General features: G+C 61.6%; 23 protein-coding genes. 12 read left to right on the top strand and 11 right to left on the bottom strand.

From position 1 onward, the window contains the following. Positions 1-77: 77 nt before the first annotated feature. The 3 genes from J5M56_RS03630 to J5M56_RS03620 all read left to right on the top strand — a co-directional run bounded on the left by J5M56_RS03630 (position 78) and on the right by J5M56_RS03620 (position 2671). Positions 78-995 (top strand): AEC family transporter, encoded by a 918-nt coding sequence (locus J5M56_RS03630; RefSeq protein WP_060477122.1) that lies wholly within the window; start codon positions 78-80, stop codon positions 993-995. 47 nt (positions 996-1042) lie between these two features. After that, positions 1043-1654 carry a cell wall hydrolase gene (locus J5M56_RS03625; protein ID WP_207869772.1) on the top strand — a complete coding sequence of 204 codons (612 nt, stop codon included), beginning with the start codon at positions 1043-1045 and terminating at the stop codon, positions 1652-1654. 165 nt (positions 1655-1819) lie between these two features. Beyond that, complete coding sequence (locus J5M56_RS03620; RefSeq protein ID WP_207869770.1) at positions 1820-2671, top strand: CAP domain-containing protein; 852 nt, start codon at positions 1820-1822, stop codon at positions 2669-2671. On the opposite strand, the gene J5M56_RS03615 is transcribed toward J5M56_RS03620, so the two are convergent. Further along, positions 2638-3642: a helix-turn-helix domain-containing protein gene (locus tag J5M56_RS03615; RefSeq protein ID WP_207869768.1), complete on the bottom strand. Its 1005-nt coding sequence runs from the start codon at positions 3640-3642 to the stop codon at positions 2638-2640. The two genes, J5M56_RS03620 and J5M56_RS03615, sit on opposite strands and share 34 nt — an antisense overlap. A gap of 99 nt (positions 3643-3741) precedes the next feature. Here J5M56_RS03615 and J5M56_RS03610 point away from each other — a divergent pair, with 99 nt between their 5' ends. Continuing rightward, positions 3742-4353: a LysE family transporter gene (locus J5M56_RS03610; protein WP_207869766.1), complete on the top strand. Its 612-nt coding sequence runs from the start codon at positions 3742-3744 to the stop codon at positions 4351-4353. Positions 4354-4359: 6 nt separating this feature from the next. Here the strand turns inward: J5M56_RS03610 and J5M56_RS03605 are convergent, their stop codons facing one another. Both J5M56_RS03605 and J5M56_RS03600 read right to left on the bottom strand, forming a co-directional pair. After that, positions 4360-5559: an MFS transporter gene (locus tag J5M56_RS03605; protein ID WP_207869764.1), complete on the bottom strand. Its 1200-nt coding sequence runs from the start codon at positions 5557-5559 to the stop codon at positions 4360-4362. Between the two features lie 111 nt (positions 5560-5670). Next, the gene (locus J5M56_RS03600; RefSeq protein ID WP_060477116.1) at positions 5671-6570 is read right to left on the bottom strand and encodes a LysR family transcriptional regulator; all 900 of its coding nucleotides are present in this window, start codon (positions 6568-6570) and stop codon (positions 5671-5673) included. Positions 6571-6688: 118 nt separating this feature from the next. Here J5M56_RS03600 and J5M56_RS03595 point away from each other — a divergent pair, with 118 nt between their 5' ends. The 3 genes from J5M56_RS03595 (at position 6689) to J5M56_RS03585 (ending at position 11072) form a co-directional block, all read left to right on the top strand. Beyond that, positions 6689-7042 carry a cupin gene (locus tag J5M56_RS03595; RefSeq protein ID WP_207869762.1) on the top strand — a complete coding sequence of 118 codons (354 nt, stop codon included), beginning with the start codon at positions 6689-6691 and terminating at the stop codon, positions 7040-7042. Positions 7043-7254: 212 nt separating this feature from the next. Beyond that, positions 7255-9672 carry a glucose/quinate/shikimate family membrane-bound PQQ-dependent dehydrogenase gene (locus tag J5M56_RS03590; protein WP_186477821.1) on the top strand — a complete coding sequence of 806 codons (2418 nt, stop codon included), beginning with the start codon at positions 7255-7257 and terminating at the stop codon, positions 9670-9672. Positions 9673-9800: 128 nt separating this feature from the next. After that, positions 9801-11072, top strand: a complete 1272-nt coding sequence (locus J5M56_RS03585; protein WP_207869760.1) for a carbohydrate porin — start codon at positions 9801-9803, stop codon at positions 11070-11072. 33 nt (positions 11073-11105) lie between these two features. Here J5M56_RS03585 and argE read toward each other — a convergent pair whose 3' ends face one another. Next, complete coding sequence (argE, locus tag J5M56_RS03580; RefSeq protein WP_207869758.1) at positions 11106-12266, bottom strand: acetylornithine deacetylase; 1161 nt, start codon at positions 12264-12266, stop codon at positions 11106-11108. Then, on the bottom strand, positions 12259-12936 hold the full coding sequence (locus J5M56_RS03575) for a DUF1028 domain-containing protein (protein WP_186477824.1): 678 nt from the start codon (positions 12934-12936) through the stop codon (positions 12259-12261). The genes argE and J5M56_RS03575 overlap by 8 nt, the downstream gene beginning before the upstream one ends. 290 nt (positions 12937-13226) lie before the next feature. On the opposite strand from J5M56_RS03575, the gene J5M56_RS03570 reads away from it, so the two are divergent. Both J5M56_RS03570 and J5M56_RS03565 read left to right on the top strand, forming a co-directional pair. Further along, the gene (locus J5M56_RS03570; RefSeq protein WP_207869756.1) at positions 13227-14543 is read left to right on the top strand and encodes an NAD(P)/FAD-dependent oxidoreductase; all 1317 of its coding nucleotides are present in this window, start codon (positions 13227-13229) and stop codon (positions 14541-14543) included. Continuing rightward, a complete protein-coding gene (locus tag J5M56_RS03565) occupies positions 14543-14959 on the top strand; it encodes a RidA family protein (RefSeq protein ID WP_060477109.1) in 417 nt (138 codons plus the stop codon). Before J5M56_RS03570 ends, J5M56_RS03565 begins: the two co-directional genes overlap by 1 nt. A 60-nt stretch (positions 14960-15019) precedes the next feature. Here the strand turns inward: J5M56_RS03565 and J5M56_RS03560 are convergent, their stop codons facing one another. Continuing rightward, the gene (locus J5M56_RS03560; protein WP_060477108.1) at positions 15020-15925 is read right to left on the bottom strand and encodes a LysR family transcriptional regulator; all 906 of its coding nucleotides are present in this window, start codon (positions 15923-15925) and stop codon (positions 15020-15022) included. Between the two features lie 222 nt (positions 15926-16147). Between J5M56_RS03560 and J5M56_RS03555 the strand changes: the two genes are divergently transcribed. Then, a complete protein-coding gene (locus tag J5M56_RS03555; protein ID WP_186477827.1) occupies positions 16148-16534 on the top strand; it encodes a VOC family protein in 387 nt (128 codons plus the stop codon). Positions 16535-16610: 76 nt separating this feature from the next. Beyond that, positions 16611-17180, top strand: coding sequence for a hypothetical protein (locus tag J5M56_RS03550; protein ID WP_207869754.1), 570 nt, complete (start codon positions 16611-16613; stop codon positions 17178-17180). Positions 17181-17235: 55 nt separating this feature from the next. Here J5M56_RS03550 and J5M56_RS03545 read toward each other — a convergent pair whose 3' ends face one another. From J5M56_RS03545 to J5M56_RS03530, 4 genes are all read right to left on the bottom strand, one after another. After that, the gene (locus tag J5M56_RS03545; RefSeq protein WP_060477105.1) at positions 17236-18909 is read right to left on the bottom strand and encodes an MFS transporter; all 1674 of its coding nucleotides are present in this window, start codon (positions 18907-18909) and stop codon (positions 17236-17238) included. Positions 18910-19096: 187 nt separating this feature from the next. Then, on the bottom strand, positions 19097-19519 hold the full coding sequence (locus tag J5M56_RS03540) for a VOC family protein (RefSeq protein ID WP_186477829.1): 423 nt from the start codon (positions 19517-19519) through the stop codon (positions 19097-19099). Positions 19520-19594: 75 nt separating this feature from the next. Next, complete coding sequence (locus J5M56_RS03535) at positions 19595-20521, bottom strand: alpha/beta hydrolase (protein ID WP_207869752.1); 927 nt, start codon at positions 20519-20521, stop codon at positions 19595-19597. 127 nt (positions 20522-20648) lie between these two features. Next, positions 20649-23105: a UvrD-helicase domain-containing protein gene (locus J5M56_RS03530; protein ID WP_207869750.1), complete on the bottom strand. Its 2457-nt coding sequence runs from the start codon at positions 23103-23105 to the stop codon at positions 20649-20651. Positions 23106-23279: 174 nt separating this feature from the next. Here J5M56_RS03530 and J5M56_RS03525 point away from each other — a divergent pair, with 174 nt between their 5' ends. Beyond that, positions 23280-23978, top strand: coding sequence for a pirin family protein (locus J5M56_RS03525; RefSeq protein ID WP_186477832.1), 699 nt, complete (start codon positions 23280-23282; stop codon positions 23976-23978). A 36-nt stretch (positions 23979-24014) separates the two neighbouring features. Here J5M56_RS03525 and pgm read toward each other — a convergent pair whose 3' ends face one another. Then, positions 24015-25652, bottom strand: coding sequence for a phosphoglucomutase (alpha-D-glucose-1,6-bisphosphate-dependent) (gene pgm / locus J5M56_RS03520; RefSeq protein WP_207869748.1), 1638 nt, complete (start codon positions 25650-25652; stop codon positions 24015-24017). Between the last annotated feature and the right edge of the window lie 50 nt (positions 25653-25702).

The following is a 25702-nucleotide window of genomic DNA, read 5'->3' as shown; positions in this document are numbered from 1 at the left end:
ACGAATGGGACTGCGCAGCTTGCCAGGCATTCCATCCAGCCACAGACTGAAACACTTCCCTGCATGGAACTGCACAGATGCCTCACCTGCTGTTGACTACGTTGGTGCCAATCATTCTGCTGATCGGGCTGGGCACGGTGCTGCGCACGCGCGGCTTGCTCGCCGAGTCGTTCTGGCCGGGTGCCGAACGCCTGAGCTATTACGTGCTGCTACCGTCACTGTTTCTGCATGGCCTGGCCACCGCGGACCTCAATGGCGTACCGGTGCTGGGCATGGTCGGGGTATTGATGCTTTCGACATTGCTCGGGGCAGTGCTGTTGGTGCTTTACCAAGGTGCAGTGAACCACGAGGGCGCCGACTTCACGTCGGTATTTCAGGGAGGGGTACGCTTTAACAACTACATCGGCGCCACCCTCGCCGCCGGGCTTTACGGCAGCGCCGGTATCGCGCTGGCAGCAGTGGCCAACGCTTCCATCGTGCCGTTGGTGAATCTGCTTTGCGTGCTGGTGTTCGCGCGTTTCAGCGCACGTCACAGCTCACTGACAACCGTGTTGCGCGCCATCTTCGCCAACCCTTTGATCGTTGGCTGCGCCGCAGGTCTGCTGCTGCGGGTAACCGGCTTAGGGCTGCCCGCCGGCATTGAGCCAACTATCAAAGCACTGGGCCAGGCGGCCTTGCCCTTAGGGCTATTGTGCGTGGGAGCGGCCTTGGGCGGCGCCAGCCTGGGTCAGCAGGTGCGGCCACTGGTGGCAGCCTCGGCATTCAAATTCTTGATCATGCCTTTGGCCACTTGGGGCCTGTGTCGGCTGCTTGGGCTCCACGGTCAGGCAGCGGTAGTGGCTGTGCTATTCCAGGCCTTGCCTACCGCTTCATCATCCTATGTGATGGCGCGCCAAATGGGCGGCAACGCCCCGTTGATGGCAACGATTATTGCGGTGCAAACCATGCTGGCTGCCGTGACTCTACCGTTGGTATTAATGCTAACGCTTAAATGACGCCGCTTGGCTAAACTGTCAAACAGCCAATCTCTGGAATAATGACCATGCGCCTGACGTGGATGGTGATCGGTTTGACGGCAGCCGCGCTCACATGCGTCTCGCATGCCGCGGACAACCCAAAAGCCGCGGTTGCAGAAGACAAAGCAGAGCAACTTGAGAAAAAAGTCGTGGAGGACGCCGCGCCACCCAAGAAACCGGAAACCATCACCCCAGCAGAGGTGCAGGCAGTCGACCCGGCCGGCCAGGCACCGCTGGACGACAGCATTACCTGCCTTGCCCGCAGCATCTACTGGGAAGCCAAAGGCGCCGACGCGCGAGACATGAGCGCTGTGGCCAGCGTGGTGATCAACCGGTTAGGCCACGACGGCTTCCCAGACACCATCTGCGGCGTGGTCAAGCAGGGCGTTGAAACCAAGGCCTGCCAGTTTTCCTGGTGGTGCGATGGGCGCTCCGATCAGGTCGAGGAAGCTTCGCGCTACGAGGTTGCCAAGGAAATCGCGCGCAAGGCGTTGAATCAGCAGCTGAAAGACCCCACCGGCGGCGCACTGTACTTCCATGACCGCAAGGTCCACCCCGCCTGGGCGAAGGCCTATCGCAAAACTGCCGAAACCCGGCACTTTCTGTTCTACAAACCCAACCAAGCCTTAGCGCGTTGACGCGCTAAGGCACTTTTCCGGCGTTCGTCGGTCTACCCCCTCTTTCGCCGCCAGCAAGTCAGTGCTGGCGTTTTTTTCGCTTCGCATGAGGCTGGGCCAAAAGCCCTGCGCTTGTGTAGGATGAGCAGCGCATACCCAGACGCTGCCAGCCACAGGGAGATCCACATGCGCGTCCTGTCATCCGTTGCCGCCTTGTCCCTGGGCCTGGTCATGTCGACCAGCGCCCTGGCCGTTACCGGCGAAGAGGCGCAACTGATCGATTCGATCAACACCTACCGCAGCCAGGCTCAACGCTGTGGTGAAGACGTGTCGGTGGAACTGCCTGCGCTCAATAGCGATACCCGCCTTGCCCTGTCGCCGGAGGGCACGCGCGATCTGCAACAGGCCATGAGCCGCGCGGCCTATCCGATGGTCAATGTGCAGGCCATCAGCCTGTCGGGCCCGCGCGATGCGACCGCAGCCATGAATGCCATTAAGGAAAGCTTTTGCCAGGTGGTGCTTGACCCCCAATTCGTCGATATCGGCGTCAGTCAGGAGGGCCGTGATTGGCGCATCGTGCTCGCCCGCCCCTTGCTCAGCGGGCGGCTGGGCGACTGGCAGGCCGAAGGGCAAAAGCTCTTGCAGGCAATCAACAACGCCCGCAAGGCGCCGCGCCAGTGTGGTGGGCAACCTTTTCCTGCGGCATCGGCGTTGAGCTGGAGCCCTGTACTGGCAGACGTGGCCGCCAACCACACGCGGGCGATGGCCAATCAGAACTTTTTCGACCACATCGACAAGGACGGGCGCACACCGGGCGACCGGGCTGAGCTTGCCGGTTATCTGTATCGGTTGATTGGCGAAAATATCGCGGCTGGCCGCGACACCGCCCAGAAAGTGGTAGATGGCTGGCTCGACAGCCCTGGCCACTGCGCCACCTTGATGAACCCGGACTTCCAGGAAATGGGCGGGGCCTATGCCGTAGACCCCAAAAGCGATGCGGGTATCTACTGGACAGGCCTGTTCGGCACGCCGCAGTGAATGTGAGACGCACTGTTGCGCAGTGCCAGCGCGGTGCAGCCAAAGCGCCGACGGATACATTTGCCCAAGTAACTGGCATCGCCCAAACCGACTTCATCAGCGATCTGCGCCAGGCTGTGATGGGTGTTGAGCAGTCGCCAACGTGCCTGCTGCAGGCGCGTCTCCAACCACCAGGCCTTGGCGCTCATGCCGTGACTGGCCTTGAACTGGCGGTCCAACTGCCGGCGGCTGATGCCCAACTGCCCAGCCATGTGCTCGACCGACCATCCTGTACCCAAATGGTGACGCATCAGTGCCGTCGCGCGCTGCACGTGGCGCCCCTGCGCCGCATCGGTTTCCAGCGAACGCAAGGCGTGGCGGCCGTCGCGGGACTCGTCGACGAGCATGTCGGCCAGGCCCTTGAGCGCCCGAGTACGCCCGCAGCTCGCCGTTAGCAACTGCACCGCAAGATCGATCGCTGCGGTGCCGCCAGCGCAGGTGATACGCGCCCCATCGATACAGTACAACTGCTCGCGCAGCACCCGTAGATGCGGGAAGGCTGTACGAAACTCCGCCTCGTGGCGCCAGTGCACCACGACGTCATGCCCGTCCAGCAGTCCGCAGGCAGCCAACAGAAAAGCGGCGTTATCGATGGCGACCAATTTGACCCCAGCCCTGGCAGCACGCTTGAGCAGATGCTGGTAATCAGGCGCCCACGCCGCAGCGGCCTGGGCATTTCGGCAGCCAAATATCACGAGATAGTCATAGTCGCGCCAAGGCAGCCGTTCAGCCACTGCCTGGACCTGCAACACTGCGCCACTGCTCGATGGCACCGGCTGACCGGTAAGGCTCGCAAGGGTCCAGCTGCAGTGGCGCTGCTGGCTGTAGTCCTCGTCATCGGCGCTGAAGCGTAACTTGTCGAGGAACGCACCGAACGGCAACAGCGCGAACTCAGGTAGCGGCAGGATCACCAAGCGAAGGTCTGGAGCCATGTGTGTCCACCGAACACCGTTAGATGTCCAGATAATACCCTGCGCTTGGCGAGCCGTTCCATAGACTTACTTTTCCCAAACCGGCAAAGGCCCCCGACGATGGCTCTGGATACGTGGTTGATTTATCTGTTGGCGAGCATCGGCCTGTCGCTGACTCCAGGCCCAAACAGCCTGCTGGCGCTGACCCATGGCGCCCTGTACGGTGCACGTCGGACGCTGTTCACCATTGCTGGCGGGGTGTTGGGTTTCAGCGCGCTGATCGCGCTGGCGATGTTCGGGCTGACGGCACTGCTGCAAGCCTCTGCCTCGGTCCTGACCATACTCAAGTGGGTAGGCGGGGCTTACCTGGTATGGCTGGGCATAGGGCTCTGGCGCAGCCCCGCATTGCATCTGGAACTGCCAGCGGATGATGCAGGCCGAAGCAACTGGACGCTGTGGCGCCAGGGCCTGATGTCTGCGATGGCAAACCCCAAGGTGCTGTTGTTCTACGGTGCGTTTGTGCCGCAGTTCATCGACCCGCAGCGCGGGCTGCTCGCACAATTCGCGATCATGGCAGCGACGTTCGCTAGCGTGGAATGTTGCGTCGAATACCTACTGGCGCGCCTGGCGTTTCGTATTCGACCGTGGCTGGCCAGGGGCGGCAAGGGTTTCAATCGCTGCTGTGCAAGCCTGTTCGCGTTGATTGGTATAGCCTTGCCGCTGAGCCGCTGAGGCCACTCAAGTGCGCCTGGAAATCAGCAGGAAGACGACCAGCGCAGCCCCCGGCAACGCTGCCCCCACCAGAGCCACCCCCTGCCAACCGTGCTGGGCATACAGGCCACTGGCCAACGCCGAGCCCACGGCCCCGCCCAGGAAGATGCTGGTCATGTACAGCGCGTTGAGCCGGCCACGACTGGCTGGGTCCAGTGCGTACACTTCACGCTGGCCAATGACCATGTTCATCTGCACTGCAAAATCCAGCAGCACCCCTGTCAGCCCCAGTCCGATGACGGTGTACCCAGGCGAGGTCAACCCTAGCAGCAACGACACCGGCGCCAGCAGCAGCGCCACCAGGGAACCGGCACGGGCATGGCCCGCATCGGCCAGGCGGCCGGCGATGGGGGCGGCAATGGCGCCCACCGCACCGACCAGGGCAAACAAGGCAATCTGGCTTTGCGACAGCCCATGCTCACTGGCCAAGGCCAGTGGCGCGGCGGTCCAGTAGAGGCTGAATGCCGCGAACATCACCGCCTGGTACAACGAGCGCTGACGCAGCACAGGGTACTGGCGCAGCAAGGCAATCAGCGACAGCATCAGCCCGGCGTAACTGGCACTGTGCTCGGGCACCCGACGCGGCAAGCTCAGGGCCAGCAGCACGACGATTGCCAGCATCAGGGCAGCGGCCCCGATGAACACCGTCCGCCAGCCAAAATGGTCGGCGATCAAGCTCGACAAAGGCCGCGCCAGCAATATGCCCAACAACAGGCCACCCATGATATTACCCACCACCCGCCCGCGCTGTTGCTCGGGCGCAAGGTGTGCAGCCAACGGGATGAGCATCTGAACGGCCACCGAGCTGAACCCGATCAACAAGGCGTATGCCAGAAATACCTGCCCCTGCCCGTTGCTGCTGGTGCCGGCCAGCAACAGGCTAACGCACGCCAGAACAGCGGTGATGATCATCAACCGGCGATTTTCCACCAGGTCGGCCAGCGGCACTAGCAGCAACAAGCCCAGCGCATAGCCCAGCTGGGTGAGCGATACGATCAGGCTGGCGCGCTCGGTCGACAAGCCAAGGTCTGGCGCGATCAGCCCGACAATGGGCTGAGCGTAGTAAATGTTGGCGACGATCGCGCCACAGCAAAATGCCAGCAGCGCGACCAGGGCACGGCTCAGGCCGGCATGGGCTGGCCGGGCAGCGGCAAGAGAGCCATTCATGCAAGATACCTCGGTAACAGATTCGATGTACCGGCACCTTACCGGGCACCTGATGATCAGAGAATCCAGCCGCTACGCAACGGGGCTTTGCGGCTGGCGCAACGGTGTCCATCAGGGCCTGAGCAGCCCCTGGCAGAAACCAATGAACGCGCTTACCCGGCGCGACCCTCGGTGGTTGGGCAAGTACAGGGCATTGATGCTGTCGTTTGCGCTGCCTGGGCTGGCCTGCCAATCCCCGAGCAAGCGTCGCAGACGCCCGGCTGCAACGTCCTCGTGCACGAGCCAGTCGGCCAATAAGGCGATTCCGCTACCAGCCAGTGCCGCTTCGCGCAACAGGTCAGCATTGGCGCTACGCAGCGGCCCGCTTACATCCAGCTCCAGCAACTGATCCGCACGTTGCAGGCGCCAGGGGCGCGCCTTTTGCCCATAGCGAAACCGCAGGCAGGCATGCTGCAGCAGTTGCTCGGGGTGCAGCAGGGTGTCATGCGCGGCAAGGTATTCGGGGCTTGCCACCAGCCAACGCTGAAACCGCCCCAGCTGTCGGCACACCAGCTCATCGTTCGCGGCGGGATCGCCTAGGCGAATGGAGAGATCGTAGCGGCCATCGAGCAGGTCATCCAGCCGGTCGCTCATATCGATGTCCAGCTCGAGCGCCGGGTGTTTTGCCAAGAAAGGCCCCAGGTGCGGTGCAATCACACGTCGGCCGAACTCCACGGGCAAGCACAGGCGTAGCACGCCGACCGGCTCGTCGCCTCGGTCGGCGACACTGGCGTCCGCCTCTTGCACGGCGTCGAAGATTTCCCTGGCCCTTGCCAAGTAACGCGCGCCCGCCTCGGTCAGGCTGACCTGTCGCGTGGAGCGGTTGAGCAAGGTGGCACCGAGCTGCGCCTCCAGTGCATCGACCAGACGAGTGACCGACGAAGTCGCCACGCCAAGCCTGCGCGCCGCGGCCGAAAAGCCACGGGCGTCGACGGTCGCGATGAACATCCTCATCGCCATGAGCTTGTCCATGGGCACTCCAATTTTCAGGTCTGGGAACACTCCTACAAACCACAGGGGCGGTCAAGAAGCGCGCACCAGAGCATCCAGGTCCATAGTGGTAGCAATTCCTCCGCCACGAGAACGCCACATGACCCTCAGCAACCTGCTCAATAACTTCCCCCACTGCGATGCCACCGCTGCCGAGCGCGTCGACGAGCTGCTCAAGCGCCCCGGCATGCGCATCGAGCGCATCGTTTCCTGCGGCCAGGCCAGCCCTGCAGGCTTCTGGTATGACCAGGCCGAGGGCGAATGGATTCTACTGCTGACCGGCAGTGCCGGATTGCGTCTAGAGCATGAGGACTATACCCGCTTGCTGGTACCCGGCGACTGTCTGGACATCCCAGCCCACTGCCGGCATCGCGTGGAATGGACAGCGCCAGGGCAACACACTGTGTGGCTTGCGGTGTTTCACGGGATCGACCGCCCATGGCCTAGCCTCTGAACAAGCGAGTGAGAGTACTTCAGGCCACTCGGTTATTTTTAATTGGGATCAAGCGCGCCATTCGGCGGATTTTCGCGACTGATCTAGGCTTTTAGATACATCTGAGCCCGTTAGGCCCTGCGACAATCAGCCTCATAAAATTATGTACCAACTTGTTAATTAGCAAGCTAAGGGCTTAAACTGCGCGCATTCCACCTGCTGAGATCCCTGGCATGAACGAAACATCGCGCGCCTCTGGCGCCTCGAAAATCATCCTGGCCGGCTTGGGCGTGATCGTCGCCCTGCTTGGCCTGCTCCTGGCTGCGGGCGGCGTCAAGCTCGCAGGCTTGGGCGGCTCCTGGTACTTCCTGATTGGCGGCTTGGCCATGGCCATTGCCGGTATTCTGATCGCCCGCCGCAAAGTTGCCGGCGCCTGGCTGTATGCGGCATTTGTGCTAGGTACTGCAATCTGGGCACTGATCGACGCGGGCCTGGTTTTCTGGCCGCTGTTCTCGCGCCTGTTCATGTTCGCCGTGATCGGCCTGGTTGTGGCGTTGGTGTACCCGATGCTGGCCCGCGCCAACGGCGTCGGCGCGGGCCGTGGAGCCTATGGCATCGCTGGGGTGCTGGCAGTCGTGCTGGCAATTGCGGTGGGCAATATGTTCGTCGCCCACCCAAGCGTGGCTCCAACCGGTAAGGGCCCTGGCGTGACGCCAGTTGAAGCCGGCAAAGAGCAGAAGGACTGGGCTCACTACGGCAATACCGAAGGCGGCAGCCGCTTCGCCGCGCTTGACCAGATCAACCGTGACAACGTCAATAAGCTCAAGGTGGCCTGGACCTACCATACCGGTGATGTCGCCATCAGTGACGGCAACGGCGCCGAAGACCAGCTGACCCCGCTGCAGATCGGCAATAAAGTGTTCATCTGCACGCCGCACAACAACCTGATCGCCCTCGACGCCGACACTGGCAAAGAGCTCTGGAAGAACGCGATCAACGCCCAGTCCAAGGTGTGGCAGCGTTGCCGTGGCATGGCTTATTTCGATGCCACCGCCGCGATCGCCCAGCCGACGCAGCCCAATAGTTCGCCGATCGAAGGGGGCAGTGTCCCGGCCGGTGCCAACTGCCAACGTCGCCTGCTGACCAATACTATCGATGGCCGCCTGATTGCCGTGGACGCCGACAACGGCCAGTTCTGCCAGGGCTTCGGCAACAATGGCCAGGTTGACCTCAAGGCCGGCCTGGGTGATGTACCGGACTCGTACTACCAGCTGTCTTCCGCACCGCTGATGGCCGGCACCACTGTGGTGGTTGGCGGCCGGGTTGCCGATAACGTCCAGACCGATATGCCAGGCGGCGTAATTCGTGGCTTCGACGTGATCACCGGGCAAATGCGTTGGGCCTTCGACCCGGGCAACCCACAAGATCGTAAAGCGCCAGAAGGCGACAGCACTTATGTGCGCAGCACGCCGAACAGCTGGGCCCCGATGTCCTACGACCCGGCCATGAACACGGTGTTCCTGCCCATGGGCTCCTCGTCCACCGACATTTATGGCGTTGAGCGCAGCAAGCTGGACCACACCTATGGCGCATCCGTACTGGCCCTGGACGCGACCACGGGCAACCAGAAGTGGGTATTCCAGACCGTTCACAACGACCTGTGGGACTTCGACCTGCCGATGCAACCGAGCCTGATCGACTTCACCAAGGACGACGGCCAGTCCGTGCCTGCAGTGGTGATCGGCACCAAGGCTGGGCAGATCTACGTATTGGATCGTGCCACCGGCAAACCGCTGACCCAAGTCGACGAAGTACCGGTCAAGCCAAGCAACATTCCTAACGAACCCTACTCCCCAACCCAGCCCAAGTCGGTAGGCATGCCGCAAATCGGCGCGCAGACGCTCACCGAATCGGATATGTGGGGCGCTACGCCGTACGACCAACTGCTGTGCCGCATCGACTTCAAGAAGATGCGCTACGACGGCCTGTACACCGCGCCGGGGACTGACCTGTCGCTGAGCTTCCCAGGTTCGCTAGGTGGCATGAACTGGGGCAGCATCTCCACTGACCCGGTGCATGGCTTCATCTTCGTCAATGACATGCGCCTTGGCCTGTGGATCCAGATGATCCCATCGCAAAACAAGGGCGGCGCAGCATCCGGTGGTGAAGCGCTGAACACCGGCATGGGCGCCGTACCGCTCAAGGGCACCCCTTACGCGGTCAACAAAAACCGCTTCCTGTCGATTGCTGGCATTCCTTGCCAGGCGCCGCCATTCGGCACCCTCACCGCTATCGACATGAAGTCGCGTCAGATCGCCTGGCAGGTACCGGTCGGTACCGTGGAAGACACAGGTCCGCTGGGCATCCGCATGCACCTGCCGATCAAGATCGGCCTGCCGACCCTTGGCGGCACCCTGTCGACCCAAGGTGGCCTGGTGTTCATCGCCGGCACTCAGGACTTCTACCTGCGTGCCTACGACAGCAGCAACGGCAAGGAAATCTGGAAAGCCCGCCTGCCTGTTGGCAGCCAGGGCGGCCCGATGACCTACGTTTCGCCGAAAACCGGCAAGCAGTACGTGGTAGTCACCGCTGGCGGTGCGCGCCAATCGACTGATCGTGGCGACTATGTGATTTCTTACGCGCTGCCGTAAGACCCAGTCGCAATGTTCGCGGGTGAGCCCGCTCCCACAGGAACGTCACTGCCCCAAGTTGATGAGGCAGTCCTGAGGGGGGCGGGTTCATCTGCGAATGGCTTTCAAGAACAGCAAGAGACACAGCAATGCCATCCGCAATTCGTATCACCACTCCTGCCCTGCTGCTGGCCTTGGCCAGCACGCCTGCCCTGGCTGACGGCAACCTGCTCCAGCGTAGCACCCTGACCGGAGACTGGGGCGGCCTGCGCCATCAGCTCGAAGAAGATGGCGTCAAGATCACTGGCGATTACAGTGGCGAAACCGCCTACAACGCCCACGGTGGCCTGCACCGTTCGGCGCGGTATTCGCAAAACATCAAACTGGGTGCTCAGTTCGACCTGTCGAAACTGTACGGCCTGGACAACGGCGGCAAAATCCAGCTGACCATCAACGACCGTCGCGGCAACAGCGCCTCCGAGGATCTGGTCGGTAACCGCCTGCCCATTCAGGAAAACTACGGTGGGCTTTACACCCGCCTGACCGAGCTGAGCTACGAACGCACCCTGTTCACGCCGGCCCTCAATATCAAACTCGGCTACATGGCCATGGGCAATGACCTCGGCGGCCTGGACAGCGGCATCCTGTGCAATTTCATGAACGCTGGCTTCTGCGGCCACCCGCTGAACATGTCCGGCGGCAGCGGTTGGGCCAACTACCCCAACGCACACTTGGGTGCGCGAGTGAAATACGACTTTTCGCCGTCCTGGCAACTTCGCGTGGCGGCGTTCAACGTCGACCCGCAAAGCAACGGCAACTCCAGCCGCGCCTGGCACCTGGGGCCCAAGCACACCACTGGCACAGTAGTGCCGGTGGAGCTGGTGTACAAGCTGCAAGGTCAACTGCCGGGCGAGTACAAGCTCGGTTACTACTACGACAGCTCCAACGTCAAACGCATCGACAGTGACAAGGAAGTGGCGGGTCGTGGCGGGCATTACCTGCTGATCGACCAGGCGGTCTGGAATGACGCAGGCTCCCCTGGCCGTAGCCTGCACGCCTTTGGTCAATACTCAGCAGCAAGCGAAGCTGCTTCGCCCTTCACCAAGTGGTATGGCGCAGGCGTTGTGTTGTACAAGCCGTTCGAAGGCCGCCCCCGCGATACCGTGGCATTGGGCTATGGCCGCGCCGTGCCGAACCCGCGCAGCCGCCAAGTGCTCGAAGACGCCGCATTCAATGCCGGGCAACCGTTCCCCAACATCGACAATGCCGAGCAACTGATCGAGCTGAGCTACGGCTACCAGGCAACGCCCTGGCTGAATCTGCGCCCTGATGTGCAATACATCATTGAGCCCGGCGCGTTTTCCGGGAAGGACATCGACAACGCGCTGGTGTTCGGGCTTCAGGTAAAGGCGTCATTCTGAACCACAGGGGCTGCCGGGCAGCCCCGTTGCGCCTTAGCGCTGGCGCAGGTAATCCGCCAGTCTCAGCAGCATGGCGTCACAGCCCTGCAACTGCTCGACGCTGATGAATTCGTCGGGTTTGTGCCCTTGGTCCATGCTGCCCGGCCCACATACCACGGTCGCAACACCGGCCTGGTCGAACAAGCCGCCCTCAGTGCCGAAGGCAACGGTGCCAAAGTCCTGCGAGCCACTGAGCAACGCCAGCAAACGCGCGGCTTCACTGTCAGGGGGCGTGGCCAAGCCAGGGTAGGCGCTTAGCGGTTGCAAGCGGATGGCGCTGGCAGCGCTGATGCTGCGCATGCGCGGCAGCAGCTCGGCCTCGGCATAGGTCTGCAACTGGTCGGCCACCGCCTGTGCCTCGTACCCTGGCAAGGCCCGTACCTCGAAGTCGAATGCACAGGCTTGCGGCACGATGTTCAGCGCCGTGCCCCCTTTGATCACCCCAGTCTGCACAGTAGAAAAAGGCGGGTCGAAACGTGTGTCGTGGTGCGCAGGCAACGCCAAGGCATCGCCGATTTCGCCCAATTTGCCGATCAGTTTGGCGGCATACTCGATGGCATTGACCCCTAAAGGTGCGTAAGCCGAGTGGCACGCTGCGCCCTGGACCTCACAACGCATTGCCAGCTTGCCCTTATGGCCCAGCACAGGCTTGAGTTCGGTAGGCTCACCGATCAGGCACAGGCGTGGCTTGTGCGGGCGCTTTTGCAGCGCGTCGAGCATCGAACGCACGCCCAGGCAGCCGACCTCTTCGTCATAGGAGAACGCCAGGTGAACAGGCATGCGCAGTGGTTGCGCAACAAAAGCCGGCACCGCAGCCAGTACCGAAGCGATGAACCCCTTCATATCAGCCGTACCACGGCCATACAGGCGCCCGTCGCGCTCGGTCAGCGCAAATGGCGGCAGCGTCCAAGCCTGCCCGTCCACCGGCACTACATCGGTGTGACCGGACAGCACAACGCCACCCTGGTCCTGAGGGCCGATGGTGGCAAAGAGGTTCGCCTTGGTGCGCTCAGGGTTATGGAACAACTCGCACACCACTCCATACCCAGCCAGGTAGTCGCGGATGAACTCAATCAGCTCAAGGTTGGAGTCGCGGCTGACAGTGGCAAAGCCCACCAACCGCTCCAGCAAGGCACGGCTGCTGAGCTCATTCATCGCCTGGCACCCCGTAACTTGGGGCTGTCGTCGGGTTCAGCGCGCGGGTAACGTAATCCTGCATTTGCGGCCGATACGCCTGCCACAGGCCATCGAGCGCGCCTATCGGGTCCTGCTCGGCCCAGTCCACACGCAGGTCTACCAGCGGCCAGGTCAACTCACCGGCGATCTTAAGTGCCGCCGAGTGTACGGGGCCCGCTTCACCACCGGCGGCCATCGCTGCATGCATGGCCGCCAGCAGTCGGTCTGCCAAGTGCCCGCCGGCCTGCTCGAAGGCCTGAACCATGGCCTCAATCACTTCGGGCGAAGACAGCAGATTACCCGCCGCTGCGCATTGCTCGCCCGCAACGGCGTTGTGCACACCCAACGCTTGCTTACCCGTGAACAAGGCCACTTGCCCATGACTGTCGATGACCGTGACCTGACGATACTCGCCCCAGCCATTGGCACTTAGTACCCGGTCAAGCGCGGCCGCAGGCGCCAACTGCCCTTGCTCCATGGCGTCGAGGATCTGCGGGCCCAACGCAGGCAATGTGATGTTCTGGGTGGACACCGCACCTACACCTGCGCGCACCCACGGGCAACGGGCACCCACAGCGATACTCGACGAGCTGATGGCGATACCGACCTGGCCGGTCTCCTGGCAACGACCGATGATGGAAAAGGTCATGGTTAAGCTCCTGTTGTTCTGTGCAATGCCAGCATTCTGGGCAGAACCATAAGGCATACGAAACCAACATTTTCCTGCGCCTTGAACAGGAAAAAACTAAGGGCCACAAAGCGGCTGCGAACCACTTGAAACCAACGCCAACGCCATGCAAATCAGGGTCTTCGCCGTTTTATCGGCAAGTCCCAGCTAAATACTATTTTCGCGATTTTTCCGGCATCCCTAGTCTGGCCCCAGGCAACGGCGGTCCTCCAAACCGACCTGACAAAAACCGCCTGACAAAGGGCTCGGACATGACACTGAACAACATCGAAATCGACACGCTCGTGGTAGGCGCCGGCCAGGCCGGCGTAGCAATGAGCGAACACCTGAGCAAGCTCGGTGTGCCGCACTTGGTGCTGGAACGCAACCGTATCGCTCAAGCGTGGCGCACAGGCCGTTGGGATTCACTGGTGGCCAACGGCCCAGTCTGGCACGACCGCTTCCCAGGGCTGGAATTCAACCTTGATGCTGACGCCTTCGCCGGCAAGGACCAGGTTGCCGACTACTTCGAACAGTACGTACGTAAGTACAACCTTCCGGTTCGTACCGGCATCGAAGTGAAGAAGGTGGTTCGCAACGCTGACCGCCCCGGTTTCACCATCGAAACCAGCGAAGGCGTGATCCGCGCCAACCGGGTGGTTGCCGCGACCGGCCCATTCCAGAAACCTGTAATTCCGGCCATCGCGCCGAAAAACGCCAACCTGCACCAGATCCACTCGGCTGCCTATTACAACCCTGAGCAGTTGCCCGAGGGCGGCGTGCTGGTCGTCGGCGCCGGGTCCTCCGGTGTGCAGATCGCAGAAGAGCTGATGCGTGCAGGGCGCAAGGTGTACTTGTCGGTAGGCGCCCACGACCGCCCACCCCGTGCCTACCGCAACCGCGATTTCTGCTGGTGGCTGGGGGTGTTGGGCGAGTGGGACGCTGAAATCGCCAAGCCAGGCCGCGAGCACGTGACCATCGCCGTCAGCGGCGCACGCGGCGGACACACCGTGGACTTTCGCGCTCTCGCTCACCAGGGCATGACCTTGGTTGGCCTGACCCAGTCATTCGAGAACGGCGTGGCACGCTTTCAGGACAACCTTGTCGAGAACATCAACCGCGGTGATGAAAATTACCTGGCCCTGCTGGATGCGGCCGACGCCTATGTAGAGCGTAACGGCCTGGACCTGCCAGAGGAGCCTGAGGCACGCAAGCGCCTCGCCGACCCGGCATGCATGGTCGACCCGCTGCAGCAACTGGACCTGGCCCAGGCTGGCGTCACCAGCATCATCTGGGCGACCGGCTATGGCGTGGACTTCAGCTGGTTGCAGGTCGACACCTTCGACGCCAATGGCAAACCCCAGCACCAGCGCGGCGTAGCCCGCGAGCCTGGCGTGTACTTCCTGGGCCTGCCTTGGCTGTCGCGGCGTGGCTCTTCGTTCATTTGGGGGGTGTGGCACGACGCCAAGCATGTCGCCGGCCACATCGCCACCCAACGCACCTACCTGGCTTACCGTGACCGCGACCAGCGCCAAGCGGATGAGCAAGACAACTCCATCAGCAACGTCAGCACCATCGGAGCCCACTGATGCCTACCCATACTCGCATCCGCATGTTCAACACCAAACAAACCTATCCCAACCAGACCCTGGACAACGACCTGTGCCAGGCCGTGCGGGCTGGTAATACCATTTATGTGCGCGGCCAGGTCGGGACCGACTTCGAAGGTAAACTGGTGGGCCTGGGCGACCCTCGGGCACAGGCCGAACAGGCGATGAAGAACGTCAAACAGTTGCTGGAAGAAGCTGGCTCGGACCTTTCCCACATCGTCAAAACCACTACCTACATCACCGACCCGCGCTTTCGCGAGCCGGTGTACAAGGAAGTCGGCAAATGGCTGAAGGGCGTGTTCCCAATCTCCACCGGGCTGGTGGTAGCCGGCCTGGCCCAGGCCGAATGGCTGATGGAAATCGATGTGATCGCGGTGCTCCCGGATCAACAGTGATCCGGCACCAGCCGTAGGGGCGCATAGCGCCCCACTCGCGGCTTTAGCCGCGAAGCTTGGTCAGAACCTGGCCAGTTCTTCGCGGCAGAATTCGACGAACAGCTGCGCCGGCTTGGTCAATTGCACCCGCTTCAAGTGCGCAGCAGCCAACCCTGACAAGGCCACAGGCTCGGCGATGTCGATCATCGCCAGTTTCTGCCCGTCATAAGTGCACTCGGAGTGTGGTCGTGTGACCAGCAACGAGAATCCAAAGCCCTGCCCCACCATCCCGCGCACCATTTCGATCGACGGCGAACTGAAAACGATGTTCGGCGTCAGCCCCATCTCGTTGAACAAGCTGACGAAGTAGGTCCGGCTTGGCGCCACATCCAGCAAGATCATCGGCTCCGGGCACAGATCGCGCAGCGACACTTGCGTCTGGCCAGCGAAACGGTGCTTCTCAGGCAGCAACACGTACGGCTTTTGCGGCGGCATCAAAGGTTCGGCTTCGATGGTGCCGTCCAGATCATGATCATAAAGAAACGCCAGATCGAACGTCCCTGCGGTCAGGCCCTGGATCAGGTCTTGCTGTTCACCGTCGCGCAGGCGTATGTCCACGCCAGGATAGCGCTCGCGGAATCCTGCGATCAGCCGCGGCAGATACAGTGGCGCCACGGTTTCGAAGCAGCCGATGTCGATCTGCCCGGCTACGGTGTCGTTGTCGGCAAGGGCGTTCTGCTCGAACTCGTGGGCCATTTGCAACAACGACTTGGTCTTGGCGTAAAAACGCTTGCCACTGGGGGTCAGCGAAACGCCCTGGGCATGGTGGCGAATGAACAACTGCACACCGAAGCTTTCTTCCAGGCTCTTGATTGCCGTCGAGATCGACGGCTGGGCGATGTAAAGCTGGCGCGAGGCCTCGGCGACGCTGCCGGCCTCCACGGTGGTGACGAAGTATTTGAGTTGTCGCAGGGTGTAGGAAGCCACAGGCACCTCGTTGACGCCATCGACAGGCGCCTAGGAATTTATTGTCACTTTACCTTGCGGTTTGAATCAGTGGGCCGAGAAGCACCAAGGATTTGCCTATGGCTTGAGCATAATTTGGTGCTGCATGGGCCCACTCGCTTACCAGCAACAACACGCCCTACTGGTGAATTGAGCAGGACCGTCTTTACTGACGATTAACGACCCGCAGTTAGGTATGTGCCTATGAAGATCGTTGTCACCAGCATTCTCGTTGACGACCAGGCCAAAGCTCTGGCTTTCTACCATTACGTTCTCGGTTTCGAACCCAAGCAAGACGTACCCATGGGCCAGCATCGCTGGCTGACGCTGACCTCCCCCAACGACCCCAACGGCGTCGAGCTGCTATTGGAGCCCGATGCACACCCCGCTGCGAAGACCTACAAGCAGGCACTGAAGCAGGACGGCATCGCTGCCACCTCCTTCAGCGTGCGCGATATCCAGGCCGAATACACACGGCTGTGCAAGGCCGGCGTGGCCTTCACTCAGCCGCCCACCGACCTCGGCCCGGTCATCGTCGCAGTGTTCGACGACACCTGTGGCAACCTGATTCAGATCGCCCAGAAACATTGAGTGCCAGCCAATGGCAGCCGACGCTGCCATTGGCTACATTGCAGCTGTGTCCCGTGCGCCACAATAAGGAAAACAGATGCGCCACGAATTCAGCGAAGTGCTCAACGACCTTGTGGATTACTTCTTGCTCGGCGATATCCAACTGCTCGAACGTTTCAAGCGCGAACATCAGCTTCGCGATGACCTGGCCCACGAATTCACCCACAACGACAGCGGCGACAAGGCAGTTGCCGAGGGCGTAGTGATACCGCTGGCGGGCGTCGACAACCTGCCTTACCACATTCTGTTCACCCTCGATAATGCGACACCTGCCCTGCTCGCGCCCGGCAGCCGCCTCAAGCACCGGCGCAACGGTTATGTGCTCCAGGTGCAGAACCGCGCCGTCATGCTCTACACGTGGCGCATTCTGCAGCACTTCACGCCCAAGACCCTGGGTGACCTGATGGCCCGCTACCAGGTGCCGGGGCGGCCGATCATCGAGCTGGACAATGGCTGGTATGACATAGAGGTGCTTGCGGGCGCGATCGTGCGCGACGGCTTGTACGAACCGGCTTTCGAGTTCGTCATGAACAAACGCCCAGGGCGGGCTCAAGCCAAGGACGTGGATACTGGATACGCATTCGGTTTGCGAGGCTACTTCGATTGAACAGGCTTGCCCAGCAGGCCTCATCGCCGGTCAATGACGATGAGGCCTGCCGCGCTCAGCTGATATCCCGGTCCTTGGTTTCTGGCAAGAAGAAGATCCCCAGCACGGCGGTCATCACCGCAATCACGATGGGGTACCACAACCCGTAGTAGATATCACCCGTCGCTGCCACCATAGCGAATGCCACTGTCGGCAGAAAACCGCCGAACCAGCCATTGCCAATATGGTAAGGCAGGGACATCGAGGTGTAGCGAATGCGTGCAGGGAACAACTCCACCAGCCAGGCGGCGATGGGGCCATAGACCATGGTCACGTAGATCACCAGCAGGGTGAGCAACAACAGCACCATCGGATAGTGGATTTTCGCTGGGTCGGCTTTCTCCGGGTAACCTGCCTCTTTCAGCGCAGCACTCATTGTTGCGGTAAAGGCATCACTCTGGGTCTTCAAGTCGGCTGCAGCCAGGCTGCTGCCATCGAAACTTGGGATCACCCGCTCACCGATACGCACCTGCGCCACGCTACCAGGCTCGGCAGCCTGGTTGGTGTAAGGAATCGCTCGTTTGGCCAGCAGGCTCTTGGCGATGTCGCAGGAACTTGCGAATTTGGCCTTGCCTACCGGGTCGAATTGGAATGCGCACTGGCCAGGGTCGGCGACCACCACCACCGGGTTCTGCTCCTGTGCCACGAACACGTCAGGGTTACCGTATTCGGTCAGCGCCTTGAAAATCGGGAAGTAGGTCAGGGCTGCGATGATGCAACCGGCCATGATGATTTTCTTGCGACCGATGCGATCCGACAGGCTGCCGAAGAAAATGAAAAACGGTGTACCGATCAGCAAGGAGCCAGCGATCAACAGGTTGGCGGTCTGTGGGTCGATCTTGAGCATCTGCAACAGGAAGAACAGCGCATAGAACTGCCCGGTGTACCACACCACAGCCTGCCCGGCCGTGCCGCCGAGCAGCGACATGATCACCACTTTGAGGTTGTCCCAACGGGCGAACGACTCGGTCAGCGGCGCTTTGGACGCCTTGCCTTCGGCTTTCATTTTCATGAATACCGGCGACTCATTGAGCTGCATGCGGATGTACACCGAAATTGCCAACAGCAAGATCGAAAGCAGGAACGGCACACGCCATCCCCAGGCTTCGAACACCTCGGTACCCATCAGGGTGCGGCAAGCAAGGATCACCAGCAGCGACAGGAACAAGCCCAGCGTGGCGGTAGTCTGGATCCACGCGGTAAAGAAACCCCGCCGGCCCTTGGGGGCGTGCTCAGCCACGTAGGTGGCGGCGCCGCCGTACTCGCCGCCCAACGCCAGGCCCTGCAAGAGGCGCAGGGTAATCAGAATGACCGGCGCTGCTACGCCAATCGTCGCGTAGCTGGGCAGCAGCCCCACCACTGCGGTCGAAAGGCCCATGATGACGATGGTGATCAGAAACGTGTATTTGCGCCCGATCATGTCGCCCAGCCGGCCAAACACGATTGCGCCGAACGGCCGCACGGCGAAACCTGCGGCAAATGCAAGCAAGGCGAAGATGAACGATGTGGTTTCATTGACGCCAGCGAAGAAGTGCTTGGCGATGATCGCAGCCAGCGAGCCGTATAGGTAGAAGTCGTACCATTCAAATACAGTACCCAGCGAGGACGCGAAGATAACTTTGCGCTCCTCCCTGGTGATACCCCGTTGGGGCGCGCTACTGCCCGAAGATGCGCTGTCGAGAACCGCCATGGGTTGCCTCCGTCGTTTGGTTATCGAAGGCCGGAGTACCTCACACCCATTACACCGTCGCACCCAGGCCCTAGGGCTAGCATTGGTTGCGCGAAGCACGACGAGGACAGCCGCCTCGGATCGCAGCAGGTATCTGAAGCATAATCGGCTTTGCCGCTATGTCCACTTGCCAGTATCGACAGCAGCATTACCCCGCACTACTTGATACAGGCCCCTTGAGCTCGACCTGGTTGCCGTCAGGATCGAAGCAGTACATCGATGGCCCTTCCCCTTCCGCGCCATAGCGGTTTTCGGCCGGTTCAACCCTTACGCCTGCCGCTTGCAGGTAAGCCGTCAGCGCCGGTTCGTCGAAAGGTTCGATACGCAGGCAGAAGTGATGCAGGTTGCGCCCTTGCTCGCCCGGTGCCGGGCCGCCCGGCCGGCCAAGCGGGCCATCGAGGGTGACCAGGTCGATCATCGCCGTGCCGGTGGCCAAATGAACCATGCCCAGGTCCGGGCGCTCACGGCTGACCGAGCAACCCAGCAAATCTCGATAGAAGCCTAAGCTGCGCTGCAGGTCGGCAACCCGCAGCACCAGGTGATCGATGTGCTTGATGGTGAACGGTCGCATGCGATGCCTCCTTTTAGCGTTCCCACGGGCGTTGGCCACCTTAGCCCAGGACTGTCTGGGTTGGCCACCGTGGCGCTATTCATTGACCAGCCGCTGCAGTAGGCCCCCTTCATGGCGGGCGAGGATACGCAGGATCTGGTCGATCAATGCCCGATCTGGCGCCTCCAAATGAAAGTGATGCCCGCCTGGGTGCCAGGACACCTTGGCATGTGCCGGCAGCGCCGCCTGGCGATGCTCGATGCCGGTACCTTTGAACGCGCCTTGCCTGGCAAGCATCAAGTACAACGGGCAGCGGATCTCCCGCAGCAGGTCGCACGCTTCACGCTCGGTCAGCGGCATGGGTTCAGGCAACACCAAACGCGGGTCGTGACGCCAACAGTAACCGTCGGGCAGTTGCAGCAAGTCGCGCAACACCAGTACCCGGGCGGCCTCTGCGCTTAGCTCCCCATCGAGGCGCTTGCGGCTTTGCAGCAACGCCGATTCAAGGTTGTCGAAGCGGCTGGCTTCAGGCTCGGCAAAGCCCTGCAACTGGCTGCGCTGAACCATCCGTTTGAGCCGATAGGCCCGCGCCAGATGCTGCACGCGGTCATGTTCGGCTACGGTAAACGGTGCACCGATACCATCGAGGAAGATCATGCTGGCAATGCCACTGGTCATGGCCGCCAGCAACGAGGCGATACCGGTGCCCATACCATGGGCAAGCACATGAAACTGGGACAGGCCCAGGCTGTCAGTGACTGCCAGCATGTCCTGGGCATGTTCCCAGAGGTAATAGCCGCTGTCATGGCGGCGGTGGTCGGAACGGCCATGGCCGATAAGGTCGGGGGCCACGATGAAGCAGCCATCGAGTAGCGGGCCAAGCCGCTCGAACGATGCAGCGTTGTCGAGCCAGCCATGTAACGCCAGCACCGGAATGCCTTCTTCCGGCCCCCAGGTGCGTACCGCTATTTCAATACCGTCGAGGTCAAGCAGGTGATCCTTGGGACTGCACAGCGAGCGCATCGAAGTTCTCCTTGGCGGATGCCTTTGCCACGGCGTACTTCACCCTCTCGCAGATACCTCGTCCACGCTGGCCCCTCTCCGACCCTGACATGTACGAGACCGACGCAGCCGCAGGCCACCCAAGGCCTCAATGCCCGCGCAGATCTTCAAAGAACGGCTGCCGGCCGTCGACCTGGCACGAGGCCCGTGACGTCGGCGCGGCCTCGCCGTTCGCTGGCTCCACGTACCAGTAGCAGTGCCGAATGGCACGGGTCACCGCGACGTAGGCCAGGCGCTGTATTTCGTCCTTCTGCGCTGTGTCGAAGGGCTGGGTATCGCCCGCCTTGCCCAGGCCTGCCTGACGATAGACCTGGTTTTTGAAGGGAGAGCTGGTCAGGTACTGGCAATCGCCCAGCATGAACACCGCATCGGCCTGCAGGCCTTTGGCACTGTGGTAGGTCAGCTGGCGCAAGCGCCGATGTTCGGCGGGGAGCTGCGTTTCGGCCTGCAGCACAGGTTGCAGGTGTGCGTCCATCAGGCGTTTGTCACTGCCCTTACGGTAAAGCATCATCACCGATTCGCCGCGCTGGTAGTGTTCGATCAGCGTTTGGGCCAGTGCCGGCTCATCGCGTTCGAAAACCCGCACAGGGGCGCCAGGCAAGTCGGCCGCGGGGCCGCTGGCGCGCGCCTTTTTGCCGGCGATAGCCGGCGTACCCTTGACCAAGTGTTCGGCGGCATCGATCACCTGTTGCTGGCAGCGATAATTGTCCACCAGCATCACTCGAGTATTGGCCGGCGACGGGAACGTCTTGGTGAATTCCATGAAGTATTTGGGTGAACTGCCGCGCCAACCATAGATCGACTGCCAGTCATCACCTACGCACATCAACGAAGCATGCTGAGCCTGCCGCCCGGTATGCATCATTGGGCCACGGCGGCGTATTTCGCGCAGGCTTGCGCGCAGCCAACTGACTATCTGCGGCGACACGTCCTGGAACTCGTCGATCATCAAGTGCGCCAGTGGACGCAGCAGCGCATCGGGCAGCAGTTGCAGGTTTTCCGGGTTGTTCTCGCCGAACAAAGCGAACATTCGGTTGTAGGTCATGACCGGTGGCGACTGGTCAAGCAGATGCGCTTCCAAGGCCCTCCAGTACAGTGCCAATGCCTCGAAGAACAGTGCATCGGGGTCGCCAGTGGGGAAACTCATGGCGGCCACGGCCGGGTTGACTTCCAAACCTAGGTTTTCGATGAAGTTGGCCGCACCCACGAACGCATCGAGTAACGGCGCCGCAGCCAGCTCGCCTTTTACTTTGTACTCAAAGCCAGGGCCTGCCACTGCATCGCCAGCCAGTGATGCGGCCAGGCGTTGGGCCATGGCGTAGTTGTCGAGCCAGATCAGCGGTTTGTCGCAAAATGCCTGCAACAAGGTGCGCTTGACCGCCCATTCGGCACGCACCGCCAGTTTGGCGCCGGGGCGTTGATACTGGGCGCTCTCTGCCGGGTCGAAGCCCAGCACCACCCAGGTGTCGGTACCTTCCAGGCGACCGTGGACATGGAACCGACTACCCCGGATCTGAATCGTTTCCCGGCACGGCTCGATGCCTTTGATCGGCCATGCGCCGGCGGCGAACCACAGGTCTTCGATGACGTCGCATAATTCTTCGTCGCGCTGGGCAGCCAGTTGGGTGACCTGCACCCGCTTCTGCACATCCGGGTGGTCTGGGTCCAGCGGTTTGAGCTGCAAAGCTTCATGACGCAAGTTGGCGACGATCTCGGCGAACCGCGGGCTTTGCGCCAGTAGTTGGCTGTAGCACTGGTTGAGCTGTAGCCGCTGGGCATCGTTCAGGCGCAGATCGAACGGATTGCTATCGGCCTCTGCCTCCCGCCCTGCTGGCATTTGGTTGCCCAGGGCTTCGAAGGCACATACTTGGCTGAAGCCTGGCAGGCTGCGTACCAGCGGAAGAATTCGGGAATGAAAGGTACGCACGAGGTCGCGCGCCACTGCCGGTTGCAGGTTGAGCTGCCAGAGCGCAAAAACCTGCACCAGGCGCTTGATGAAATCCTTGCGGGACTCGCGGGTGAAGGTGACCACGGTCATCGCATCCAACTCGTAGCCCAGATACTGGCGCAGTAGCAGGATACGCAACACCAGTGAGGTCGACTTGCCCGCCCCGGCGCCGGCCACCACGCAAGTGGAGGGCGTGTCACTGAAAATCAGCTTCCACTGCGCTGGGCTAGGTTGCGCCTCGGCAGGCAGGCGTTGGGCCACATCAGCTTTGAAACGTTTCTTGAGCTCTGCGCTCAGGGGCAGGCGCCAGTCGTCGAACAGCTTGTCGTCCTGGCCCGGCACGCCTGCATCATCAGGCCTCCAATCGCGTATCACCAGCACCTGGCGGCCGGCTTCATAGCCTTGGGCATGGCCAAGGTGCCAGGACTCACCATGCTGCGCCTTCAAGCGGGTCAGGCCGCGGCCCAGCACGCGTGCCGCCAGGCGGCGAAACCAGGGCAACTGGGCGGTTGGGGTCAGTTCGGCAAGCGGCTGGGGTTGCTCGTGGGCCACGGTCACTCCGTTGTATATCCAATCAGCGCTCCATGTTGGCCGCATCCGCTAGAAATCGCCAGCGAATGCTTGCGCATCAGTGGATTAGGCGATGAATCGCACAAACTACATTTATATTTATATCGATTTATACGATCATATTTAACCGATTATTACGCTTATTTTCGATCTATTTTTACCGCATCATGGCTTCATTCCACCCATTCAAGGAGCTCGACCATGCTGCAACTGCGACCCTTCGAAGGCCTTGGCCATGCCAACCACGGCTGGCTCGACGCCCATCACCATTTCTCGTTCGCCGAATACTACGACCCGGCACGCATGCACTGGGGCAACCTGCGCGTGTGGAATGACGACCTGATCGCCGCCGGCAGTGGCTTTCCGCCCCACCCGCACCGCGATATGGAAATCATCACCTATGTGCGTGAAGGTGCCATTACCCACCAGGACAGCCTGGGCAATAAAGGGCGCACCGAAGCCGGTGACGTGCAGGTGATGAGTGCTGGTAGCGGCATTGTGCACAGCGAATACAACCTGGAGGCCATCGACACGCGCATCTTCCAGATCTGGATCGTGCCAGAAAAAGTAGGTGATGCGCCGTCCTGGGGCACCCGCCCGTTCCCCAAAGGCGAACGTGGGGAAGGCTTCGTGACGCTGGCCAGTGGCCGTGCCGGTGATGAGGACAGCTTGCAGATCCGCACGGACGCACGGCTGGTGGCCGCCACTTTGCAGGCAGGGGAAACCGCCGAGTACCGCTTCGATGCGGGGCGCCGGGGTTACCTGGTACCGGCCAAGGGGCTGGTCGATGTCAATGGGCTGCGGGCCAATGGCCGCGACGGCGTGGCAATCGAAAATGAGGATGTGCTGCGCGTGACGGCCATCGAGGACAGCGAAATCGTCCTGGTCGATGTTGCCTGAGGGATAGGGGCCGCCCTGCGGCCCCGTTCCGCTCAATCAGGCGATGGCCGCGTCCACCAGCACCTGCGCTTCTTGCACCAGGCGCTTGAGGTGGGCCTCGTCGATGAAGCTTTCGGCGTAGATCTTGTAGATTTCTTCCGTACCAGACGGCCGCGCGGCAAACCAGCCATTGGCAGTCATCACCTTCAAGCCACCGATGGCTTGGCCATTGCCTGGCGCGTGGCTGAGAATCTGCACGATAGGTTCACCCGCCAGCTCAGTCGATTTCACCTGCTCTGGTGCCAACTTGCTCAAAGCAGCCTTTTGCCGTGCATCGGCCTTGGCTTCTACGCGGGTAGCGAACGGTTTACCCAGTGTAGCGGTCAGGTCATCGTAGGCCTGGCTTGGCGTGCGCCCTGTGCGGGCAGTCATTTCGGCCGCCAGCAATGCGGGAATCAGGCCATCCTTGTCAGTGGCCCAGACAGTGCCGTCTTTGCGCAGGAACGATGCGCCTGCGCTCTCTTCACCGCCGAAGCCCAACGTGCCCTCGAACAAGCCTTGGGCAAAGAACTTGAAGCCAACGGGTACTTCGTAAAGCTCACGGCCCAACCGTTCAGCAACGCGGTCGATCATGCCGCTGGAAACCACGGTTTTACCCACGCCAGCATCACTGCGCCACTGGGGACGGTGGCGGTACAGGTAATCGATGGCCACCGCCAGATAGTTATTCGGCTGCAGCAGCCCATCAGCCGTGACGATACCGTGACGATCGTGGTCCGGGTCGCAGGAGAAGGCTACGTCGAAACGCTCGCGCAGGCCGATCAGGCCCTGCATGGCGTACGGGGAGGATGGGTCCATGCGGATTTGGCCGTCCCAGTCCACACACATGAAGCGGAAGGTTGGGTCGACCTCGGTGTTTACCACCTCAAGGTTCAACTGATAGCGCTCGGCGATCGCCGACCAGTAGCGCACCCCTGCCCCGCCCAGCGGATCAACGCCCAGGCGCAGGTTGGCGCCACGAATCACGTCGAAATCGATGACATTTTCCAGATCAGCCACATAATTGGCCACGTAGTCATGGCGCTGGGTGGTAGCGGCTTGCAGCGCCTGGGCATGGGCCATGCGCTTGACCCCAACCAGCCCTGCGGCCAGCAGTTCGTTGGCCTTGGCCTCGATCCACTTGGTGACATCGCTGTCGGCCGGGCCACCATTGGGCGGGTTGTATTTAAAGCCGCCGCTTTGCGGTGGGTTGTGCGACGGGGTAATGACGATACCGTCGGCCAGGCCTTGGCTGCGGCCACGGTTGTAGCACAGGATGGCGTGAGACACCGCAGGCGTCGGGGTGTATTCGTCATCCTTGGACAACATTACCTGCACGCCATTGGCCGCCAGCACTTCCAGCGCGCTGGCAGCGGCAGGTGCCGACAGCGCGTGGGTGTCGGCACCGATGAACAGCGGCCCGTCGATGGATTTTTCCTGGCGATACAGGCAAATGGCCTGGGTGATGGCCAGCACATGGTGCTCGTTGAAGCTCAGGTCGAACGAGCTACCCCGGTGCCCCGAGGTGCCGAAGGCCACGCGCTGGGCCGCCACGCTGGCGTCCGGGCGCCCGGTGTAGTAAGCGGTGAGCAGGCGGGGGATATCGACCAGCACGCTGGCCGGAGCCGGCTTGCCTGCCAAAGGACTGAGCGTCATGCAAAAACCTCGAGATCAACGAATGTTGGTGTTGGAACACGCAGTGTACT

The organism is Pseudomonas sp. 51_B (assembly GCF_017491595.1).
Classification (GTDB): domain Bacteria; phylum Pseudomonadota; class Gammaproteobacteria; order Pseudomonadales; family Pseudomonadaceae; genus Aquipseudomonas; species Aquipseudomonas promysalinigenes.
This window is presented reverse-complemented; position numbering and strand designations above follow the sequence as displayed.

What these genes read in the sequence shown, in the direction of transcription:
- J5M56_RS03565 (WP_060477109.1), top strand. Translation starts at nt 14,543, where the DNA reads ATGCCTACCCATACTCGCATCCGCATGTTCAACACCAAACAAACCTAT.
- J5M56_RS03625 (WP_207869772.1), top strand. Translation starts at nt 1,043, where the DNA reads ATGCGCCTGACGTGGATGGTGATCGGTTTGACGGCAGCCGCGCTCACA.
- J5M56_RS03525 (WP_186477832.1), top strand. Translation starts at nt 23,280, where the DNA reads ATGCTGCAACTGCGACCCTTCGAAGGCCTTGGCCATGCCAACCACGGC.
- J5M56_RS03530 (WP_207869750.1), bottom strand. Translation starts at nt 23,105, where the DNA reads ATGCGGCCAACATGGAGCGCTGATTGGATATACAACGGAGTGACCGTG.
- J5M56_RS03545 (WP_060477105.1), bottom strand. Translation starts at nt 18,909, where the DNA reads ATGGCGGTTCTCGACAGCGCATCTTCGGGCAGTAGCGCGCCCCAACGG.
- J5M56_RS03570 (WP_207869756.1), top strand. Translation starts at nt 13,227, where the DNA reads ATGACACTGAACAACATCGAAATCGACACGCTCGTGGTAGGCGCCGGC.
- pgm (WP_207869748.1), bottom strand. Translation starts at nt 25,652, where the DNA reads ATGACGCTCAGTCCTTTGGCAGGCAAGCCGGCTCCGGCCAGCGTGCTG.
- J5M56_RS03590 (WP_186477821.1), top strand. Translation starts at nt 7,255, where the DNA reads ATGAACGAAACATCGCGCGCCTCTGGCGCCTCGAAAATCATCCTGGCC.
- J5M56_RS03550 (WP_207869754.1), top strand. Translation starts at nt 16,611, where the DNA reads ATGCGCCACGAATTCAGCGAAGTGCTCAACGACCTTGTGGATTACTTC.
- J5M56_RS03610 (WP_207869766.1), top strand. Translation starts at nt 3,742, where the DNA reads ATGGCTCTGGATACGTGGTTGATTTATCTGTTGGCGAGCATCGGCCTG.
- J5M56_RS03535 (WP_207869752.1), bottom strand. Translation starts at nt 20,521, where the DNA reads ATGCGCTCGCTGTGCAGTCCCAAGGATCACCTGCTTGACCTCGACGGT.
- J5M56_RS03575 (WP_186477824.1), bottom strand. Translation starts at nt 12,936, where the DNA reads ATGACCTTTTCCATCATCGGTCGTTGCCAGGAGACCGGCCAGGTCGGT.
- argE (WP_207869758.1), bottom strand. Translation starts at nt 12,266, where the DNA reads ATGAATGAGCTCAGCAGCCGTGCCTTGCTGGAGCGGTTGGTGGGCTTT.
- J5M56_RS03620 (WP_207869770.1), top strand. Translation starts at nt 1,820, where the DNA reads ATGCGCGTCCTGTCATCCGTTGCCGCCTTGTCCCTGGGCCTGGTCATG.
- J5M56_RS03630 (WP_060477122.1), top strand. Translation starts at nt 78, where the DNA reads ATGCCTCACCTGCTGTTGACTACGTTGGTGCCAATCATTCTGCTGATC.
- J5M56_RS03585 (WP_207869760.1), top strand. Translation starts at nt 9,801, where the DNA reads ATGCCATCCGCAATTCGTATCACCACTCCTGCCCTGCTGCTGGCCTTG.
- J5M56_RS03595 (WP_207869762.1), top strand. Translation starts at nt 6,689, where the DNA reads ATGACCCTCAGCAACCTGCTCAATAACTTCCCCCACTGCGATGCCACC.
- J5M56_RS03605 (WP_207869764.1), bottom strand. Translation starts at nt 5,559, where the DNA reads ATGAATGGCTCTCTTGCCGCTGCCCGGCCAGCCCATGCCGGCCTGAGC.
- J5M56_RS03555 (WP_186477827.1), top strand. Translation starts at nt 16,148, where the DNA reads ATGAAGATCGTTGTCACCAGCATTCTCGTTGACGACCAGGCCAAAGCT.
- J5M56_RS03615 (WP_207869768.1), bottom strand. Translation starts at nt 3,642, where the DNA reads ATGGCTCCAGACCTTCGCTTGGTGATCCTGCCGCTACCTGAGTTCGCG.
- J5M56_RS03540 (WP_186477829.1), bottom strand. Translation starts at nt 19,519, where the DNA reads ATGCGACCGTTCACCATCAAGCACATCGATCACCTGGTGCTGCGGGTT.
- J5M56_RS03600 (WP_060477116.1), bottom strand. Translation starts at nt 6,570, where the DNA reads ATGGACAAGCTCATGGCGATGAGGATGTTCATCGCGACCGTCGACGCC.